A 17835-nucleotide genomic window follows, 5' to 3' on the forward strand; every position below is an offset into this window, starting at 1 on the left:
CCCGGGATCTCCAGAGCGTCGCGTTCTCCGGTGCTGCGTCCGGAAGGGTTCGGCGTCGTGAGCCGGTGAGCCTTCCCGGACGCAGCACCGCAGCATCAGGCCGTCAGGCGCAGCCCAGCTCGCCCAGCATGCCCTGGCGGAGCTGGGTGATGATCCGCTTGATCAGGCGGGAGACGTGCATCTGCGAGCAGCCGAGCCGTTCGCCGATCTCCGCCTGGGTGGCCTCTTCCACGAAGCGCAGGTGGATGATCTCGCGGTCGCGGTCGCCGAGTCCGGCCAGCAGGGGCGCCAGCGCGTGGAAGTCCTCGACGAGCCGCAGGCCCTCCTCCTCCACGCCGATGAAGTCGGCGAGCACCGCCTCGCCGTCGTCCGGACCGTCGCCGGTGAGGGCGGCGTCCAGCGAGGCGGAGTTGTAGCCGTTGGAGGCGATCTGGCCCTCGACGACCTCCCTCTCGGACAGGTTCATCAGGGTGGCCAGCTCGGCGACCGTCGGCTCCCGGTCCAGCCGGCTGGCCAGCTCCTCGCGCGCCCTCGCCAGCTCCACGCGCAGCTCCTGGAGCCGCCGCGGCACGTGCACCGCCCAGGTGGTGTCCCGGAAGAACCGCTTGATCTCGCCGACGATGTACGGCAGCGCGAAGGAGGTGAACTCGACCTCGCGGGACAGCTCGAACCGGTCGATGGCCTTGATCAGCCCTATCATCCCGGTCTGGACGATGTCCTCCATGTCGTCGCCGCGGTTGCGGAACCGCCCGGCCGCGAACCGCACCAGCGACATGTTCATCTCGATCAGGGTGTTGCGCGCGTACTGGTACTCGTGCGTGCCCTCCTCCAGCTCCACCAGGCGCCGGAAGAAGTGGCGGGACAACTCGCGCGCGTCGCGTGGGGCGATCGTCCGCGGGTCCGCGACGGCCGGCAGCGCCGTGCCGTCCGTGCGGCCCTTCACGGACGCCTCGGCCGTCGCTTCGGACCGGATGACGGCGGTGACGGTGTCGGCGGTTTCCATTGCCCCTCCCACGAAAATCACGGTTGACCTCTGCCTCGTCGGCTGTGCCCCTCCGCGCCGCCGACCGCTGACCGGCTGCGCGACCCCCCGCATACCCGGGGAAGCGGAACCTACGCCGTCCATGTCGTCGGGCGGCCGACGCGGCACCGTGCAGTGCGCCTACCCGCGGTCACCCCGGGCATGCCCGCCGCGAGGCAGAGCGGCGGAAAATCGACGGGTGGAGGCGGCCGGGTCAAGGTCCGGACGTCACAGGGGCGTCGTCGTGCACCACCGTCTTCTCCCGGCTCGTCCGTCGAATGCCCTTCCGGCCGCCCGGCGTTGCCCTCGCCGCTCACCGCCCCTCTGCGCAGCGGGAATTCACGCAGGGCGAAATGCCGGGCCCTTCCGCGCGCGTCCTCGCCTCCTAGTCTGAGGGGGTGAGCAACCAAGCGCCGCACCCCGCCCGCGTTCTTCCGCCGCGTCCGCCCGGTCCGCCGCGTTCGCCCGGCCCGCGTCCGGAGTCCGCCCGCCCGGCCGGGCCGGCCGCTCCCCGCGAACCCCTGTGGCGCGACCTCGTGGGCGACGTCCTGCGCCGTGAGCGGCGCGCGCAGGAGCGCACGCTCCAGGACGTCGCCGACGCCGCGCGGATCTCCCTGCCGTATCTGTCGGAGATCGAGCGGGGCCGCAAGGAAGCGTCGTCGGAGGTGCTCGCGGCCGCCGCCCAGGCGCTCGGGCTCGGCCTGGCCGACCTGCTGTCGCTGGCGCACGGCGAACTGGTCCGGGTGACCGCCCGGACCCCGGTCCGCGCGGTGACCGCCCGGACTCCGGTCCGCGGCCGCGGCGCGACCTCCTCCCGCGTCGACGGGCTGTGCTTGGCCGCCTGACGCCTGGGCCGCCCCCCTGGCCGGCCCAGGCGGTGCGTCTGGTGCTGTGGCCGGAAGGCGAGCCGGTCAGTCTTTCCGGCCACAGCGCTACACCGTCGCCAGGCGCCGGCTCAGCACCTCGTCGGCGAGGCCGTAGGCCACCGCCTCCTGGGCGGTGAACACCTTCTCCCGGTCCATGTCGGCGCGCAGCGAGGCGGGGTCGTGCCCGGTGTGCCGGGACAGCACCTCCTCCACCTGGGAGCGGATCCGGACCATCTCCCGGGCCTGGAGGGCGAGATCGGAGACCGTGCCCTGCCGGCTGCCGCTGGCCGGCTGCCCCAGCAGCACCCGCGCGTGGTCCAGAACGAACCGGTGGCCCGGGTCCCCGCCCGCCAGCAGCACCGCGGCCGTGGAGGCCGCCTGCCCGACGCAGAACGTGGAGACGGGCGCCCGCACGAAGGTCATCGTGTCGTAGATCGCCATCAGCGAAGTGAACGAGCCGCCGGGTGAGTTGAGGTAGATCGCGATCTCCTGCTCGGGGTTCGCGGACTCCAGGTGGAGGAGCTGCGCGATGACGACGTTGGCGACGCCGTCGTCGATCTCCGTGCCGAGGAAGACGATCCGCTCGTTCAGCAGCCTGCTGAACACGTCGTAGGACCGCTCGCCCTGGGCGGTCCGCTCGATCACGTACGGAACCGTGTAGGACCCCATGTCACAGCCCCATCCGTCGACGGGAGGTCTCCGGGCGGACGTCGGCCAGCGACTCCACCACCCGGTCTACCATCCCGTACTCCCTGGCCTGTTCGGCGGTGAACCAGCGGTCCCGGTCCCCGTCCCGCGCGATCGTCTCCTCGCTCTGCCCGGTGTGCTCGGCGGTCAGCCGCTCGATGGTCCGCTTGGTGTGCTCCAGGTTCTCCGCCTGGATCTCGATGTCCGCGGTGCTGCCGCCGATCCCGGCCGACGGCTGGTGCATCATGACCCGCGCGTGCGGCAGCGCGAGCCGCTTGCCGCGGGCGCCCACGGTGAGCAGGAACTGGCCCATGCTCGCCGCGAATCCCATGGCCAGCGTGGAGACGTCGTTCGGGATGAGCCGCATCGTGTCGTAGATGGCGAGTCCGGCGGTGACGGACCCGCCGGGGCTGTTGATGTACAGGCCGATGTCGGTGCGCGGGTCCTCGGCGGACAGCAGGAGCAGTTGCGCGCACACACGGTTGGCCGACGTCTCGTCCACCTGGGTGCCCAGGAACACGATGCGCTGGGCGAGCAGTCGGGCCGCCAGGTGGTCGTCGAAGCGGCTGGGCGGGGTCTCGGCCTCCTGGGCCCGGGGCGAACCCGTGGCGAGCGGTGTCATCGCATCTCCTTGTCGTCGCGCGGTCGCCGTCCCCTTCACTGTCGACCGGCGGCGGCCCTCCCGAACGCCTTCTCTGCCGGTGGCAGATTCGCCACGGGCAGACAGGGGCGGCCCATCAGGGGAGGGCCATTCGGGTTCTCTCCGCTCCGGGCGATGATTTCCCGGGCCGCGAGCGGTCATATTCGGTGACCGCGTCCTATGCCCAGGAGGAACCCATGGCCACCGAAGGATTCACCACCTGCCTCTGGTTCGACGGCCAGGCCGAGGAGGCGGCGCACTACTACGTGTCGGTCTTCAAGGACTCCGGCGTCGGCCGCGTCACCCGCTCCCACGAGGCGGGTCCGGGGCCGGCCGGTTCGGTGGTCGTCGTGGAGTTCACGGCCAACGGCCAGCGGTTCGTCGCGCTGAACGGCGGACCGCAGTTCCAGTTCAACGAGGCGGTCTCCTTCCAGATCCACTGCGCGGACCAGGCGGAGGTCGACCACTACTGGGCCAAGCTCACCGAGGACGGCGGGCAGCCCGGCCCCTGCGGCTGGCTCAAGGACAAGTACGGCGTCTCCTGGCAGGTCGTCCCGGACGCGCTGATCGAGATGATCAGCGACCCGGACGGCGAGAAGGCGGGTCGCGCCACCCAGGCGATGATGGCGATGGGCAAGCTGGACATCGCCGAGCTGCGGAAGGCGTACGCGGGGGAGTAGCCCGCGGCCGCACGCCGCGCGGACCGCCGAGCGCGCAGGCGCACAGGCGCGCACAGGGCGCGCCGAGCTTCGGCACAGAGGCACAGCACAGAACTCAGATCACAGAACTCAGATCACAGAACTCAGATCACAGAACGCAAAGCACACAACGCACAGCACACAACTCAGAGCACTCGCACAGCACACCGGAAGGACTGCGGTCATGGCGGCACAACCCGAGGGAACCCCTTGCTGGGCCGACGCGATGTTCGGCGACGTGGAGGCGGCCAAGAGTTTCTACGGCGAGGTCCTCGGCTGGACCTTCGGCGATCCGTCGCCCGAGTTCGGCGACTACAGCGAGGCGTCCGTGGACGGCAAGGCGGTCGCGGCCGTGGTCCCGCCGATGCCCGGCCAGGAGGCGGCGTCGCAGTGGCGCCTGTACTTCGCCTCGCCCGACGCGGCGGCCACCGCCGCCCGGATCCGCGAGCACGGCGGCGAGGTGCTGGTGGAGCCGACGCGGATCGGGGACCTCGGCGCCATGTGCGTGGCCCGCGAGCCCAGCGGCGCCGTGTTCGGTGTGTGGGAGGCGGGGACCCACCAGGGCTTCCAGTCGACCGGGACGCCCGGCGCCTACTGCTGGGCCGAGGTCTACACCCGCGAGCCCGGCGCGGCGGACGACTTCCTCAGCGCCGTCTTCGGCTACCACGTGCAGCGGATGGAGGACGACCGCATCGACTACCGCATGTTCGACCTCGGCTCGGAGCCGGTCCTCGGTCGCATGCGGATGACGGACGACTTCCCGTCCGAGGCGCCCTCGCACATCAACGTGTACTTCACGGTCCCCGACTGCGACGCCGCGGTGGCCGCCGCGACGGCGCACGGCGGTGTGCTGCGGCACGGCCCGATGGACAGCCCGTTCGGCCGTTTGGCGGCGCTCACCGATCCGCAGGGCGCGGTCTTCACCGTGATCGACGTCACCGCGGCCAAGGGCGAGAGGCCGACCACCACGGAGGTGGCCTGACTGGTGCGGTGACCGGAAAGCCTCACCGGCTCGCGGGGCCCCGTCCGTGCGTGGCGCAGGGTCTCGTCCTGGCGTGGCGCGGGGTCTCGTCCTGGCGTGGCATGATCGAGGCCATGCGCGAACGAGTGGTGGCCGCGTGCGACGGGGCCTCGAAGGGGAATCCGGGACCCGCGGGCTGGGCCTGGGTGGTCTCCGACGACGCCGAGTCCGCGAACCGCTGGGAGGCCGGCCCGCTCGGCAAGGCCACCAACAACGTCGCCGAACTCACCGCGCTGGAGCGGCTGCTGGCGGCGACCGACCCCGGTGTGCCGCTTGAGGTCCGGATGGACTCGCAGTACGCGATGAAGGCCGTCACCACCTGGCTGCCCGGCTGGAAACGCAACGGCTGGAAGACCGCCGCGGGCAAGCCGGTCGCCAACCAGGAGCTGGTGGTGCGGATCGACGAGCTGCTCGACGGCCGCAGCGTCGACTTCCGCTACGTCCCGGCCCACCAGGTCGACGGCGACCCGCTGAACGACTTCGCGGACCGGGCCGCCAGCCAGGCGGCGAGCGCCCAGCAGGCGGCGGGCAGCGCCCTCGGCTCCCCGGCGCCGCCGCCCGCGCCCGTCGCCGCGTCCGCCGGTCCGCGCCGCAGCGCGAACGGAACCGGGAAGACCGGCGCCCGCACCGGCGCGGCGGGCGCCTCGGCCCGCACCATCAAGGCGAAGTTCCCGGGCCGCTGCATGTGCGGCCGGTCCTACGCGGCGGGCGAGTCCATCGCCAAGAACGACCAGGGCTGGGGCCACCCGGAGTGCCGGACGGCCGCGGCCGGCTAGCGCTGTCACCGGAGAGGTCCACCAGCGCGAGCCGGTGAACCTCTCCGGTCACAGCACCAGCGACTCCCACGGCGACCGACTCCGCGCCCGCCCGCGGCGAATGACAGACTGACCGCATGGACGAACGTGAATTCGGCAGGTCGCAGCAGCACGCCTCGGTGGTCGGACTCGGCACCTGGCAGCTCGGCGCCGACTGGGGCGACGTGGACGACAAGCAGGCCCTCTCCGTGCTGGAGGCGGCGGCCGAGTCGGGGGTGACCTTCTTCGACACGGCCGACGTCTACGGCGACGGGCGCAGCGAGGAGACCATCGCCACCTTCCTGCGCTCCCGCCCGGACCTGCATGTGCTGGTCGCGACCAAGATGGGCCGCCGCGTCGAGCAGGTCCCGGAGAACTACGTCCTGAGCGCGTTCCGCGACTGGAACGACCGCTCCCGCCGCAACCTCGGCGTCGACCGCGTCGACCTGGTGCAGCTCCACTGCCCGCCCACGGCGGTGTACTCCAGCGACGCGGTGTTCGACGCGCTGGACACCCTCGTCGAGGAGGAGCGGATCGCCGCCTACGGCGTCAGCGTCGAGACGTGCGCCGAGGCGCTGACCGCCCTCGCCCGCCCGCACGTGGCCAGCGTGCAGATCATCCTCAACCCGTTCCGCATGAAGCCGCTGGACGAGGTGCTGCCCGCGGCGCGCGAGGCGGGCGTCGGCGTCATCGCGCGCGTCCCGCTCGCCTCCGGGCTGCTGTCGGGCAAGTACACCGCGGACACCGTCTTCCCGGCCAACGACCACCGCACCTTCAACCGCCACGGCGAGGCCTTCGACCAGGGCGAGACCTTCTCCGGGGTCGACTACGGCACGGGCGTCTCGGCCGCCGCCGAGTTCGCCGCCCTCGCTCCCGAGGGCTGGACGCCGGCCCAACTGGCGCTGCGCTGGATCGTCCAGCAGCCCGGCGTCACCAGCGTCATCCCCGGCGCCCGCAGCCCGGAGCAGGCCCGTGCCAACGCGGAGGCCGGCAAGTTGCCCCCGCTGACCGACGAGACGCTGGCCGCGGTGCGCGACCTGTACGAGCGCCGGATCAAGGACCAGGTGGCCGCTCGCTGGTAGGCCCCCCGGCCTCCGGGCGGCGCTCACGGCCGCCGCCTCCACCGCAGCCGCAGCCCCGCTGCGGTCACCCGGCGTCCCGCTCAGCCTCGCGTGATCACGTCGGCGAGGAAGTCGTCGACGCCGATCTCCTCCGTGCCCGGCGTCACCACGCGGTAGCTCTCCTGGAGGAAGGCCGCGACGGCGGACGCCCAGACGAACACCGCCGCGTGGTGACGCCCGCCGTCCGGGTGGGCGTCGCCGTAGAACTCCATGCACAGCTCATCCCAGGGCCCGGTGGACGCCGGGTGGAACCGCACGTCTCCGACGCCCACCGCGTGCATCAGTCCCTCGCCCAGCATCTCCCGGTCCAGCGTCCAGCGGGCGAGCACCCGGCCGTCGTGACTGAAGACGGCGGTGACGGCGAACGGATCGTCGGCGTCGTAAGCGAAGTGCGCCAGCACGGGAAAACGATCTGTGCCTCCGCCCGCCTGCAACTGCACGACGAGGGTTTTGCGCACGTGAGGCTTCACAGACAGGCGCCCTTTCGAGGACAGGAGGACGTCGCTGATGAGAGATGCCGCGACGGGCCCCTAATACCCCCGCTCTCGTGCAATGCTCCTGCGACCGGGTGAAACTGGCCGCCGGCCTGCGGTCGCCCTGCGATCCGGCCCTCCGGCGCCCCGGAATCCAGCGCTCCGTGATCCGGCCCTCCGGCGCCGTGGAATGCCGTGGAGTGCCACGGAGCGCCGTCAGCCGAAGGCGTCGCGCAGTGCGGGCAGCAGGGTCTTCGCGGACCAGTTGAGGAACGCGTCCTGCTGGTCGCCGCCGATCTGCACCAGCGCCACCTCGGTGAACCCGGCGTCCGCGTAGGGGCGTACGGCTTCGACGAAGGCGGCGGGGTCGTCGCCGCACGGGATGGACGCGGCGACGTCGTCCGGGGTGACGTACTGGGTGGCCGACGCGAACGAATGCGGGCCCGGCAGTTCGGCGTTGACGTTCCAGCCGCCGCCGAACCAGCGGAACTGCGCGTGCGCCCGCGTCACCGCCGCGTCCCGGTCGGCGTCGTAGCAGACCGGGAGTTGGCCCACCCGGGGCTTGCCCTGGCCGCCGTGCCGGTCGAAGGCGTCCAGCAGCCCGGCCTCGGGCTCGGTGGCGATGACCAGGTCGGCCAGGTGCCCGGCGAGGGTGCAGGACCGTTCGCCGGAGACGGCGACCCCGAGGGGCGGCGGCTGGTCCGGCAGATCCCACAGCCGTGCCGACTCCACGTCGAAGTGCGTGCCGTGATAGGTGACCAGGCCGCCGTCGAACAGCGCGCGGATGATCTCGACGGCCTCCTCCAGCCGTTCGTGGCGGACGTCGACGGCGGGCCAGCCGCCCCCCACCACGTGCTCGTTGAGGTTCTCGCCCGATCCCAGGCCCAGCCGGAACCGGCCCTCGGACAGCAACTGCATCGTGGCCGCCTTCTGCGCCACGACGGCCGGGTGGTAGCGGAAGCTCGGGCAGGTCACGTAGGTCATCAGCGGGATGCGCGAGGTCGCCTGCGCGGCCGCCCCGAGGACGCTCCAGGCGTAGGGCGAGTGTCCCTGCGAGCGCAGCCACGGGGAGTAGTGGTCGGAGGTCACGGAGAAGTCGTAGCCGACCTCCTCGGCGCGCACCACGTGGCCGACCAGTTCGCGCGGCCCGGCCTGCTCCGTCATCATCGTGTATCCGATCTGCACCATGCGCGCCGAGTCCCCGGCTCGCGTGCGCGAAAACGGATCAGCCGGGGGGCGGGCGGAAACCGCGGAGGACGGCGTCCAGCGCACGCCGGTTCGCCGCGGCGCCGAAGGCGTCGGCCGGAGCCGCCCAGCGCAGCGAGAAGCCGCTCCCGCCGCCCAGCAGGACGCCCCGCCCGAAGGTGCGCACACGCACGTCCCCGTCGGTCGACAGCCACTCCATGTCGGCGGCCGGGCGGCCCAGGTAGGTCGTCGCGCGGATGTCGCCGATCCGCTGGAACGACCCCTGCCGCTCCAGGGCGGGCTGCACGTCGTCCCGCCAGATCGCGACCGGGTCCGGGCCGAGGTGCTCGCTGTGGGTGACCGCCAGCGTCCGCGCGTCGCCGCTCGCCCCGAAGACGACGCGGTACGACGGACCGGCCGCACGCGTGGTGCGCAGCCGTCGCCAGCCGACGGGCAGCGCGACCGAGAAGCCCTCGGAGGCGCGGTAGAGGCGGAAACCGGTCGGCGAGGCGGTGGGCGCCCGCGTACCGGAAGAGGGGGAGCCTGAAGGAGAAGAACCGGTGGACGGGGTGGAAGGGGCCGGGGGAGCGTCGCCCGCCGTCGGGATCCTGGGCGGCGCCGAGGGCCGCGCGGCAGTGGCGGCCCCGGTGGCGACGGCGCCGGGGCCATGGTGCTGACGGGTCGCGGCCAGGGCGACGGCCCCGGCCACGACGGCGATCACCGCCACGGCCCCGACTGCCGCCCGGACCCGTCCGCCGCCGGCGCGCCCCGTCCGCCGGGGCGCCGCGCGGCCCGACGCGCGCGCCGGGCGCAGTCGGGACCACGGGACGTCCGGGCCTGACGCGCCGGGGTCGTCGGCCTCGTCGGCCAGGGCCTGGAGGAGCGTGTCCCGGACCGCGGCACGGGCCATCCGCTCCAGCGAGTCCTTGCGCAGCAGCCCCTCCACGGCCGGGGCGAGCGGCCCGCACCGCACCGGCGCGCGCAGCGGCAGCCGGTCCACGGCCCTCAGCGTCGCCTCGGCGCGGCCCCGGTCGCTGAACGGCGGGCGCCCCTCGACCATGGCGTACAGCAGTGCGCCGAGCGCCCACAGGTCGGCGGCCGGTCCGACGCGCTCGTCGCGGGCCTGCTCGGGGGAGGCGAACGACGGCGCGGTGAGGCGCGGGGCGAGGGTGGCGCCCGCGAGACCGAAGCCGCTCACCACGAGGCCGCCCCGATCCGGCACGAACACCTGCGCGGGACCCAGTTCGCCGTGGGTGACGCCTTCCGCGTGGGCGGCGTCCAGCACGTCCAGCAGCTCCAGGCCGATCCGCGCCGTCCGAGCGCACGTCAACGGGCCGTCTTCGGCGATCAGTTCGGCCAGGGACGGAGCGTCGATCCACTCGCTGACCGTCCACAGCGCGCCGTCCTCGGTCACGGCGTCGACTAGCGCGGCGACCCGGCCCGGCCGCAGCCGTCCCACCGTCTCGGGGGTGCGCAGGACGCGGTCGGCGATCAGCCGGGCGGCGGCCGGCGCGGCGGCGTCGGCCGGGAGCCCGATCCGCGTCAGCAGGCGAGGACGCCGGCCTACGACGTCCTCGCCGTACCAGCGCAGCAGGTTCGTGTCGCAGTGGACGACCCGCAGCGGCCGGTACCGCCCGGCGACCAGCTCGTGTGCGGACGGCTGCGCCCTGACCATGGCCATGTCTCGCTGCACCCCCCGGCTTCCGCCTTTCCCAGAGGTACGGCGGCGGGGGCGGGTTGCGTTCAACGGGCGGCCCGGATCGCCGCGCGCGGACGCGCGGACCGGACCGGTTCCGGCCAGTCGGCGCCGTCCAGCGCGGCCCTCTCCGCGCGATCCGGTCAGCGCGATCCGGTCAGCGCAGGGCGAACCGGTCCGCCCAGGACAGGACGTCGGCGACCGCCGCGTTGCCTCCGCACACCACCAGGCCGAGCCGGGCCCCGTCGCCGACCCGCTCCCGGACCAGCCGGGCCGCCGGGAGGAGACAGCCGGCGGCGGGCTCGGTCCACACCTTCGCGTGCTCGGCCAGCTCCAGACACCCCCGCACGGCGTCCCGGTCGGACACCACGAGCACGTCCTCCACCAGGGCGGACACATGGTCATACGTCAGTCGTGCGACCGCCGGGGCGGCCAGTGTCGTCGCGAGCGAGGAGACGGCGACCGGAAGCGGACCTCCGGCGGCCAGCGCACGCGACATCGCCTCGGCGCCCTCGGTCTCCACGCCCCAGACCCGCACGCCGGGCCGCAGCGCGCGCAGCGCGGCGGCGACGCCGGAGATCAACCCGCCGCCCCCCACGCTCACCAGCACGTCGGTCACTTCCCCGGCGTCCTGGGCCAGTTCCAGGCCGACGGTGCCCTGACCGGCCACGACCACCGGGTCGTCGAAGGGATGGACCAGGGTGAGCCCCTCGTCGTGCAGCCGGGCCGCCGTCGCGAACGCCTCGTCCATGCCGTCGGTCAGCCGCACCGACGCCCCGGCCTCCTCCGCGATCCGCACGGACCGCGACGGCGCCGTGCGGGGCATGACGACCGTGGCCTTCACGTCGAGGGCGGCGGCCGTCACCGCCACGGCGATCCCGTGGTTGCCGCCGCTGACGGCGACCGCGCCGGCGGCCCGTTCCGCCTCGTCGAGCGAGAGGAGCTTCGCCGTCGCGCCGCGCACCTTGAACGAGCCGGTGCGCTGGAGCAGTTCCAGCTTCGCGGTCACCGGGACGCCGAGCAGCGCGGACAGGCCGGGGCTGGGCACGGTCGGCGTGCGCACGACGTGTCCGGCGATCCGCTCGGCGGCGGCTTCGATCTCCGAGATGCCGATCACGGCGGTCCACCTTTCCGGCGCGGGGGCGACGGACCGCGCCGCCCCGACCCTCACCCGGCGAGGCGGCGCAGGTCAACACGGTATCGGCGCCGGTCACGAGGGGCGCCGACGAGCGGCGGGGACGGGCCAGGGCCGGGCACAAGGGACCGGGCCGGGCCAGGCGCGCGGGACCAGACCGGGTCGGGCGCGCGGGACCAGACCGCGCCGGGCGCGCGGGACCGGCCCGGCTGCGGCGGTGCGCGCCTGCCTCGCGCGCGCCGTCCGCCCCGCTTCCACGGGCCGCGGCACGAAGGTGCGCCGCGCCTGTCTCGCGCGCGCCGTCCGCCGCTTCTCGACGTCCTCAGTGCTGCCGGGGCTTATCGGGGGTCACTTCGCTCGGCCGGACCACGACGTGCCCCTCGCCGCGCAGCACCAGTTGCACCGCCTCGCCGGAACCGCCGCGCAGCATCGAGCCGATGGACTGCGAGCGGTGCAGCGAGGTCTCCAGCCGGGCGGTCCAGCCGACCACCGCGTCCGTGTCGACGTAGACCGGCTGCCCGGGGGTGACGGGTATGACCAGCGGGGTCCCCTCGCACATCAGGCCGAGCCGGCCCTGTCCGGTGAAGACGCTGTTGAACAGGCCGCCGCCTGCGACGCCCGAGCCCTTGACCGTGCTGATCCGATACGACAGCGAGGCGTCGAAGCACAGCACGTTGCGCCCGTTGACGGTGAACTCGTCGCCTTGGTCGACCTCGACGACGAAGCAGTTCTGCGCCTCGTGCGCGAACCAGGCGTCGCCCCGCCCGAGCACCGCCATCAGCGGCAGCCCCTCTCCGGTGACGGCGCGTTTGAGCATGCCGCCCACGCCCTGCCCCTTGCGTTCGAAACGCAGGTCGCCGCGGTAGGCCACCATCGAGCCCTGCCGGGCGAGCATCTCGCCCTCCACCGCGTACCGCAGGCACTTGGCGTTCTCGACGGACAGGCCCGGTGCGCTCGCGGGCCGCACCACGTGCTCGCTGGAAAAGAGGTCACCCTTCATGCGGGCATCCTGACCCGGAGTGATTCATTCTGACAAGATCACTGGCTGGGACGGCTCACCGCGCGGCCGCGACCCGGGATTTGACGTGCTTGCCGCAGAACGCCGAGTCCAGCGTCGCCAGCATCGTCCGGTCCGTCGCCCCGTTGTTGGACGTGTTGGCCAGCGCGGTGAAGCTGCGCTGGCCGCCCTTGCTGGTGAACGCGTAGGTGGAGAAGCCCTGCACGATGCCGGTGTGCCCGTACACCGACACCCCGCAGGACAGGTCGCGGCGGCGCAGTCCGAGCCCGTACGCCTGCTGGGCGCCCGAGGACAGCCAGCGCTCCATCTGGGCCAGTTGCCCGGCGGGCAGCAGCCGTCCGCCGAGCAGCGCCGACAGGAAGGCGTTCAGGTCACGCGCGGAGGAGATGAGGGCGCCCGCGCTCTGCGCCCAGGACGCCGTCTGGTCGGTGGCGTCCACCAAGGGGCTCCGGGCGTCGTCGGGGGTGAGATAGCCGTGCGTGTGCCGGCCGGGGATCGCGGTGGCGGGGTGGACGTAGAAGGTGTCCGTGAGCCGCAGCGGCTTGATGATGCGGTTCTGGTACTCGGTGCGCACCGGGTGTCCGGTCAGCTTCTCGACGAGCAGTCCGGCCACCACGAAGTTGGTGTTGGAGTACGCGTAGACGGCGCCCGGCTTGTGGGTGAGCGGGTGCTTGACGGACTGCGCCACCAACTGCCGGTAAGTGAAGACCTTGTTGCGCACGGCCTCGAAGCCGGGCACCGTCCGGGCGAACAGGTCGTGCGTGTAGTCGTAGAGCCCGCTGCGGTGGCTGAGCACGTGCCGCACCGTGATCCGGGCGTCCGGCAGCAGTCCCGGCAGATAGCGGTCGACGGACGTGTCGAGCTTCACCTTGCCCTCGGCCGCCAGTTGCAGCAGCACCACCGCGGTGAACGTCTTGGTGACGCTGCCGATGCGGAACCGGTCGGCGGCGTCCATCGCCGTCCGGGTCGCGCGGTCGTCGACTCCCGCGGTGGCCCGGTGCACCGTGCCGTGGTCGTCGATCCGCGCCAGCGCTCCCGGGGCGCCCTGCTGCACCGCCTTGCGCAGCAGGCTGCTGAGGGCGGCGGTGTCGGGGGCCGGGAGCCGGGCGGGCGCCGCGCCGCTCCGGGGCGCGAGGGCCGGGCGAGCCGTGTCCGGGCGGCCGGTGTCCGGGTGGCGCTGCGCCGCCTGCGCCGGGCCCGCGACGAGGGTCAGCGTCAGCGACCCGAGTACCAGGCTCCTGCACACCGTTCGGGGGGTCATGCGCGCTCTCCTCTTCCGCTGCCGTCCTCCGCCGGCGCGGACGCCGTGCGAGATCGATCACACTCGGGCGGGGCAACCTTCTCGCATCTGGTCACATCTTCTGTATCGACACACAGTTGGTCACTCGTTGATCACTTCAGTGCGCTGAATTGGCAAAAGATTGTCCTGGGCCGTACGGAATGCATCATTCGTGCTTTACATGCCCATGACTGATCCATAAAAGTTCCGTTCCGGGGCCCGACCAGCCCCCATGGCGCCGCGGCGCCGTGCTTCGCGGCGCTCGGCCATCCGGCGCCCGCTTGAACGAAGGAACTCCTCAGAGTGCACAAAGCCCACATACGCAACGTGGCGGTCGCCGTCGTCGTGACGACGGCCGCCACGGGTCTGGCCGGCACGGCGCTGGCCGCCCCCGCCGCGGGGGCGGGCCGCACCGTGTCGTCCGCCGGCGCCTCAAGCGCCTCCGGCGCCTCGATCGTCGAGGCCGCCCGCGCCGCCGCCCTCGCGCACGTGTCGGCCACCGGCGTGAGCCAGGGCGACGAACTGCGCGCCCAGGACGTGATGACCGACTCCCGGGGCGCGGTGCACGTCCGGTTCGTCCGCACGCACCAGGGCATGACGGTGCTCGGCGGCGACCTCGTCGTCCACCTGGACCGGAACCTGGCGTACACCGGGGTCACCCGGGCGGCCGACCACACGGTCAAGCCCGTCGCCAAGGCGAAGCTGACGGCCGCCCAGGCGGCGGCCAAGGCGGCCTCGGCCGCCCAGGGCGACGCGGGCAGCGTCCGCCTGGTGGTGGACGCCCGGGGCGGGGCCTCCGCCCTCGCCTACCAGGTGCAGGTGAACGGCGCCGCCAGCGCCGAGGACACCGGCGCCCGCACGGTGGTCGTCGACGCGGTCACCGGCGCGGTGCGCAGCAACGCCGCCGACAGCGACGAGTTCCTCTCGCCGAAGCTGCTCAGCACCCTGCGCGAGCGCGGGGAGACGCTGAACCCGGCGACGGGCGACACGCCGTTGACGGCCGTGTCCGGCGGCCGCACGCTCGGCCCGGCCGCGTCCGCACCCTTCCCGCGGACCGTCACCGGCCTCGGCTCCTCGCTGTTCCTGGGCGTGGTCCCCCTGACCACCACCCAGACGTCCGGCGCCAGCTTCCTGCTCAAGGACCCCACCCGCTGGGGCACCGAGACGCGGGACGCGAAGAACAAGGAGCTGGAGGACTTCGCGCTCGGCGCGAAGGTCACCACCACGAACGGCCGGTGGGGCAACGGCTCGGTCTCCAGCCGCGTCAGCGCCGCCGTGGACGCGCAGTACGGCGTCGACAAGACGCTGGACTTCTACGCCAAGACCTTCGGGCGCAAGGGCATCGAGAACAACTCCCAGGGCGCCGAGGCCATGGTCCACTTCGGCGACAGAATCGCGAACGCGTTCTGGGACCCGACGTGCGACTGCATGCTCTACGGCGACGGCGACGGCCAGATGTTCAAGAAGCCGCTCGTCGCCCTCGACGTCACCGGCCACGAGCTGACCCACGGCGTGGTGGAGGCCACCGCCAAGCTGGAGCCCACCTACGAGAACGACGAGGGCCAGTTCGGCGAGCCCGGGGCGCTGAACGAGTCGCTGGCCGACATCTTCGGCTCCAACGTCGAGTTCTCCGCGAACAATCCCAGCAACCCGCCGAACTACCTCATCGGCGAGAAGCTGGGCCTGGCGCAGAAGTTCCTGCGCCGCCTGGACCACCCGTCCCTCGACCGGCTCGAGGGCACGATCGACTACTGGTCGCCGTCGGTGTACTACACCGAGGTGCACGCCGGTTCGGGTGTCTCCTCGCACGCGTACTACCTGCTCGCCGAGGGCAGCGGCAGCAAGAAGATCGGCGGGTTCTCCTACGACTCGCCGACCTATCACAACCTGTCGGTGACTGGCATCGGCCGCGCCAAGGCCACCGCCATCTTCTACCAGGCGCTGACGCGTTACATGGTCTCCACGACGGACTTCCACGACGCGCGGGTCGCGACGCTGAACGCCGCCCGGGACCTCTACGGCGCGAACAGCACCGAGTACAAGACGGTGGACCGGGCCTGGGCCGCGGTCAACGTCACCTCCGCTAACACTCCGGCGGACCGCGGCTGACGGTCTGCCGCACGCACCAGGGGACGCTCCGCCGCCGGCGGGGCGTCCCTCGTCGTCTCCGCGCGGGTGAGCGGCCGACGCGTCGCCGTCGCCGGGCCGCTCAGGCGCGGGGCGCCCCCGGTCGTCGTCCCCAGCAGCTCAGCAGCTCAGCAGCTCAGCAGCTCAGCAGCCCTGCCGTCGTCCGCCGTGGACGGGGCGGTCGCCTCGGCCCTGCCGGGCGCGGGGCCCCCGCCCGGCAGGGCGGCGTCCGGCGCGATCGGACGGCCGACCTGGGGGAGACTGGGACTTCGACACCGGGTAGCGACGTGAGGAGGCGGAAGGGATGACGCGGCCGATCACGGCAGGGGTGGACGGTTCGGCGGAGAGCATCGCCGCGCTGGCGTGGGCGGCGCGCGAGGCCGAGCGCCGCGGGCTGCCGCTGCGCGTGGTGCGCGCCTGGCGCTTCGAGGCGCACGCCGACTTCGACCTGGGCGACCGGGACGCGCAGCGGGAGCGGGTGCGCGACACCCTCGCCGACGCCGTCAGCGTCCTGGCCGAGCGCCATCCCGGTCTGCCGATGACGGCCGACGCGGTGGAGGACGCCGCCGCGGACGCGCTGGTCGCCGCGGCCGCCGAGGCCGAGGCGCTGGTGCTCGGCTCACGCGGACAGGGCCCCCTCGTCGGGTTCCTGGTCGGCTCCGTGGGCCAGCAGGTGATCGCCGAGGCGCCACGGCCCGTGGTGCTGGTGCGCGCCGAGGACGAACCGGCCGCCGAAGCCGCCGGCCGGGAGATCGTGGTCGGCCAGCAGGGCGGCCCGGAGGACAGCGCCGCGGCCCTGCGGTGCGCGTTCGAGACCGCCACGGCCCGGGGCGCCGCCGTCCGCGCGGTGCGCGCCTGGACGCTGCCCCCGGTCTTCGCCTACAGCCCCGGCTCGCTCAAGCTGCTCGACGAGACAGGCGGCCTGGAGCCGTACGAGGCGAAGGCGCTGGCCGACGCGGTGCGGCCGTGGCGGGAGCGCTTCCCCGAGACGCCCGTGGTGGAGCAGGTGGAGAGGGGCGCCGCCGGCGAGGTGCTGCTGTCCGCCGCCGCATGCGCCCAGCTCGTGGTGGTGGGCCGCCGCGCCCGCCGCACCGCGGCCGGCGCGCGGATCGGCTCCGTGGCGCACGGAGTGCTGCACCACGCCCGCTGCCCGGTGGCGGTCGTCCCGCACGCCTGACCCGCACGGCGGCGATGCGCACACCGGCCGTTCGAGTCGCAGCGGGCGCGGCCGCACGACGAGGCGACGTCCAAAAGCGTTCGGTGTACCGTCGCAGCCCTAGAGCGCGTGGTCGCGGGCGCGCCGCACCGCCTGACCGATCGGGCCGCGGTGCACGGGCCCGTGGCCGGGCAGCAGGACGTCGGCGTCGAGACGTGCCAGGACGTCCAGGGAGGCCAGCGCGCGGGCGCGCTCGTGGTGGAACATGGCAGGCAGCATCTGCGGGCCGCGGACCCGCGAGACGGGGTGCCCGCTCACCAGCGCGTCCCCGGAGACCACCGCGCCCGCGCGCGGCAGGTGGAAGGCGGCGTGGCCGTGCGTGTGGCCCGGCGTGTGCACCGGCACGGGCCGCCCCGGCAGGTCGAGCGGGCCCGCCGCCGGGAACGGCTCCGGAGCGGTGACCGGCACACGGGCGGCGCCGCCGACGCGCAGCGCGTGCGCCGCCCAGGGCAGCACACCCGGCCGCCATCCGTTGCGCAGCACCTGGCCGATGCTCACCTGGTGCAGGAAGTCCCGCCGCGCGTGCGGCACTTCGGCCTCGTGCAGATAGACGGGGACGCCGTGCACGGCGCGGAAGTACTCGGCGGAGCCCAGATGGTCGTTGTGCGCGTGGGTGATCAGCACCGCGGCCACCGCCTGAGGCGAACTGCCCACCGCCGCCAGTGAGTCGAGCACCAGCTCACGATCGCCGGGATAGCCGGTGTCGATCAACGTGACCGCGTCGCCCTCGGTGAGGATCACCCAGTTGGTGCTGCTCCCGTGCACCAGATAGGCGCCGTCCGCGACCTGCCGCACGTCTGCCCGCATCGATCTCCCTCTCCGCTCCCGCGACGACTGCCCGGCGGTCACGGGGAAGGG

Annotated in this window: 17 protein-coding genes; 7 read left to right on the forward strand and 10 right to left on the reverse strand. The window is 73.4% G+C overall.

The features are described from left to right. Positions 1-103: 103 nt before the first annotated feature. Positions 104-1003 carry an RNA polymerase sigma factor SigF gene (locus ABZ861_RS28765; RefSeq protein WP_361636033.1) on the reverse strand — a complete coding sequence of 300 codons (900 nt, stop codon included), beginning with the start codon at positions 1001-1003 and terminating at the stop codon, positions 104-106. Positions 1004-1419: 416 nt separating this feature from the next. Between ABZ861_RS28765 and ABZ861_RS28770 the strand changes: the two genes are divergently transcribed. Then, a complete protein-coding gene (locus tag ABZ861_RS28770) occupies positions 1420-1866 on the forward strand; it encodes a helix-turn-helix transcriptional regulator (protein ID WP_361636036.1) in 447 nt (148 codons plus the stop codon). An 87-nt stretch (positions 1867-1953) separates the two neighbouring features. Here the strand turns inward: ABZ861_RS28770 and ABZ861_RS28775 are convergent, their stop codons facing one another. Further along, positions 1954-2556: an ATP-dependent Clp protease proteolytic subunit gene (locus tag ABZ861_RS28775; protein ID WP_361636039.1), complete on the reverse strand. Its 603-nt coding sequence runs from the start codon at positions 2554-2556 to the stop codon at positions 1954-1956. Position 2557: 1 nt separating this feature from the next. Then, entirely contained in the window at positions 2558-3196 is a 639-nt protein-coding gene (locus tag ABZ861_RS28780; protein ID WP_361636042.1) for an ATP-dependent Clp protease proteolytic subunit, read from the reverse strand. Between the two features lie 215 nt (positions 3197-3411). Between ABZ861_RS28780 and ABZ861_RS28785 the strand changes: the two genes are divergently transcribed. The 4 genes from ABZ861_RS28785 (at position 3412) to ABZ861_RS28800 (ending at position 6809) form a co-directional block, all read left to right on the forward strand. Beyond that, positions 3412-3894: a VOC family protein gene (locus ABZ861_RS28785; RefSeq protein WP_361636045.1), complete on the forward strand. Its 483-nt coding sequence runs from the start codon at positions 3412-3414 to the stop codon at positions 3892-3894. 202 nt (positions 3895-4096) lie between these two features. Continuing rightward, positions 4097-4894, forward strand: coding sequence for a VOC family protein (locus ABZ861_RS28790; RefSeq protein ID WP_361636048.1), 798 nt, complete (start codon positions 4097-4099; stop codon positions 4892-4894). A 101-nt stretch (positions 4895-4995) separates the two neighbouring features. Continuing rightward, complete coding sequence (locus ABZ861_RS28795) at positions 4996-5709, forward strand: ribonuclease H (protein WP_361636150.1); 714 nt, start codon at positions 4996-4998, stop codon at positions 5707-5709. 116 nt (positions 5710-5825) lie between these two features. After that, positions 5826-6809: an aldo/keto reductase gene (locus ABZ861_RS28800; RefSeq protein WP_361636051.1), complete on the forward strand. Its 984-nt coding sequence runs from the start codon at positions 5826-5828 to the stop codon at positions 6807-6809. 80 nt (positions 6810-6889) lie between these two features. Here the strand turns inward: ABZ861_RS28800 and ABZ861_RS28805 are convergent, their stop codons facing one another. The 6 genes from ABZ861_RS28805 to ABZ861_RS28830 all read right to left on the reverse strand — a co-directional run bounded on the left by ABZ861_RS28805 (position 6890) and on the right by ABZ861_RS28830 (position 13616). Then, positions 6890-7318 (reverse strand): SsgA family sporulation/cell division regulator, encoded by a 429-nt coding sequence (locus ABZ861_RS28805; protein WP_361636054.1) that lies wholly within the window; start codon positions 7316-7318, stop codon positions 6890-6892. A gap of 219 nt (positions 7319-7537) precedes the next feature. Beyond that, a complete protein-coding gene (locus ABZ861_RS28810) occupies positions 7538-8509 on the reverse strand; it encodes an LLM class F420-dependent oxidoreductase (protein ID WP_361636057.1) in 972 nt (323 codons plus the stop codon). 37 nt (positions 8510-8546) lie between these two features. Further along, positions 8547-10187 (reverse strand): serine/threonine-protein kinase, encoded by a 1641-nt coding sequence (locus tag ABZ861_RS28815; RefSeq protein ID WP_361636060.1) that lies wholly within the window; start codon positions 10185-10187, stop codon positions 8547-8549. 172 nt (positions 10188-10359) lie between these two features. Then, the gene (locus ABZ861_RS28820) at positions 10360-11319 is read right to left on the reverse strand and encodes a threonine/serine dehydratase (RefSeq protein WP_361636063.1); all 960 of its coding nucleotides are present in this window, start codon (positions 11317-11319) and stop codon (positions 10360-10362) included. 340 nt (positions 11320-11659) lie between these two features. Beyond that, positions 11660-12337: an AIM24 family protein gene (locus tag ABZ861_RS28825; protein WP_361636065.1), complete on the reverse strand. Its 678-nt coding sequence runs from the start codon at positions 12335-12337 to the stop codon at positions 11660-11662. A 55-nt stretch (positions 12338-12392) separates the two neighbouring features. After that, on the reverse strand, positions 12393-13616 hold the full coding sequence (locus ABZ861_RS28830) for a serine hydrolase domain-containing protein (protein WP_361636067.1): 1224 nt from the start codon (positions 13614-13616) through the stop codon (positions 12393-12395). 321 nt (positions 13617-13937) lie between these two features. Here ABZ861_RS28830 and ABZ861_RS28835 point away from each other — a divergent pair, with 321 nt between their 5' ends. Continuing rightward, a complete protein-coding gene (locus tag ABZ861_RS28835; RefSeq protein ID WP_361636070.1) occupies positions 13938-15743 on the forward strand; it encodes a M4 family metallopeptidase in 1806 nt (601 codons plus the stop codon). Positions 15744-16065: 322 nt separating this feature from the next. Further along, positions 16066-16938 carry a universal stress protein gene (locus ABZ861_RS28840; protein ID WP_361636073.1) on the forward strand — a complete coding sequence of 291 codons (873 nt, stop codon included), beginning with the start codon at positions 16066-16068 and terminating at the stop codon, positions 16936-16938. 99 nt (positions 16939-17037) lie between these two features. Here the strand turns inward: ABZ861_RS28840 and ABZ861_RS28845 are convergent, their stop codons facing one another. Further along, entirely contained in the window at positions 17038-17784 is a 747-nt protein-coding gene (locus tag ABZ861_RS28845) for an MBL fold metallo-hydrolase (protein ID WP_361636076.1), read from the reverse strand. Between the last annotated feature and the right edge of the window lie 51 nt (positions 17785-17835).

It is taken from the genome of Streptomyces sp. NPDC046985, assembly GCF_040644415.1.
Classification (GTDB): Bacteria; Actinomycetota; Actinomycetes; order Streptomycetales; family Streptomycetaceae; genus Streptomyces.

Excerpts from the sequence above, each read along its gene's own strand:
- ABZ861_RS28765 (WP_361636033.1), bottom strand. The coding sequence starts at position 1,003 with ATGGAAACCGCCGACACCGTCACCGCCGTCATCCGGTCCGAAGCGACG.
- ABZ861_RS28840 (WP_361636073.1), top strand. The coding sequence starts at position 16,066 with ATGACGCGGCCGATCACGGCAGGGGTGGACGGTTCGGCGGAGAGCATC.
- ABZ861_RS28775 (WP_361636039.1), bottom strand. The coding sequence starts at position 2,556 with ATGGGGTCCTACACGGTTCCGTACGTGATCGAGCGGACCGCCCAGGGC.
- ABZ861_RS28785 (WP_361636045.1), top strand. The coding sequence starts at position 3,412 with ATGGCCACCGAAGGATTCACCACCTGCCTCTGGTTCGACGGCCAGGCC.
- ABZ861_RS28780 (WP_361636042.1), bottom strand. The coding sequence starts at position 3,196 with ATGACACCGCTCGCCACGGGTTCGCCCCGGGCCCAGGAGGCCGAGACC.
- ABZ861_RS28800 (WP_361636051.1), top strand. The coding sequence starts at position 5,826 with ATGGACGAACGTGAATTCGGCAGGTCGCAGCAGCACGCCTCGGTGGTC.
- ABZ861_RS28845 (WP_361636076.1), bottom strand. The coding sequence starts at position 17,784 with ATGCGGGCAGACGTGCGGCAGGTCGCGGACGGCGCCTATCTGGTGCAC.
- ABZ861_RS28795 (WP_361636150.1), top strand. The coding sequence starts at position 4,996 with ATGATCGAGGCCATGCGCGAACGAGTGGTGGCCGCGTGCGACGGGGCC.
- ABZ861_RS28825 (WP_361636065.1), bottom strand. The coding sequence starts at position 12,337 with ATGAAGGGTGACCTCTTTTCCAGCGAGCACGTGGTGCGGCCCGCGAGC.
- ABZ861_RS28790 (WP_361636048.1), top strand. The coding sequence starts at position 4,097 with ATGGCGGCACAACCCGAGGGAACCCCTTGCTGGGCCGACGCGATGTTC.
- ABZ861_RS28830 (WP_361636067.1), bottom strand. The coding sequence starts at position 13,616 with ATGACCCCCCGAACGGTGTGCAGGAGCCTGGTACTCGGGTCGCTGACG.
- ABZ861_RS28815 (WP_361636060.1), bottom strand. The coding sequence starts at position 10,187 with ATGGCCATGGTCAGGGCGCAGCCGTCCGCACACGAGCTGGTCGCCGGG.
- ABZ861_RS28810 (WP_361636057.1), bottom strand. The coding sequence starts at position 8,509 with ATGGTGCAGATCGGATACACGATGATGACGGAGCAGGCCGGGCCGCGC.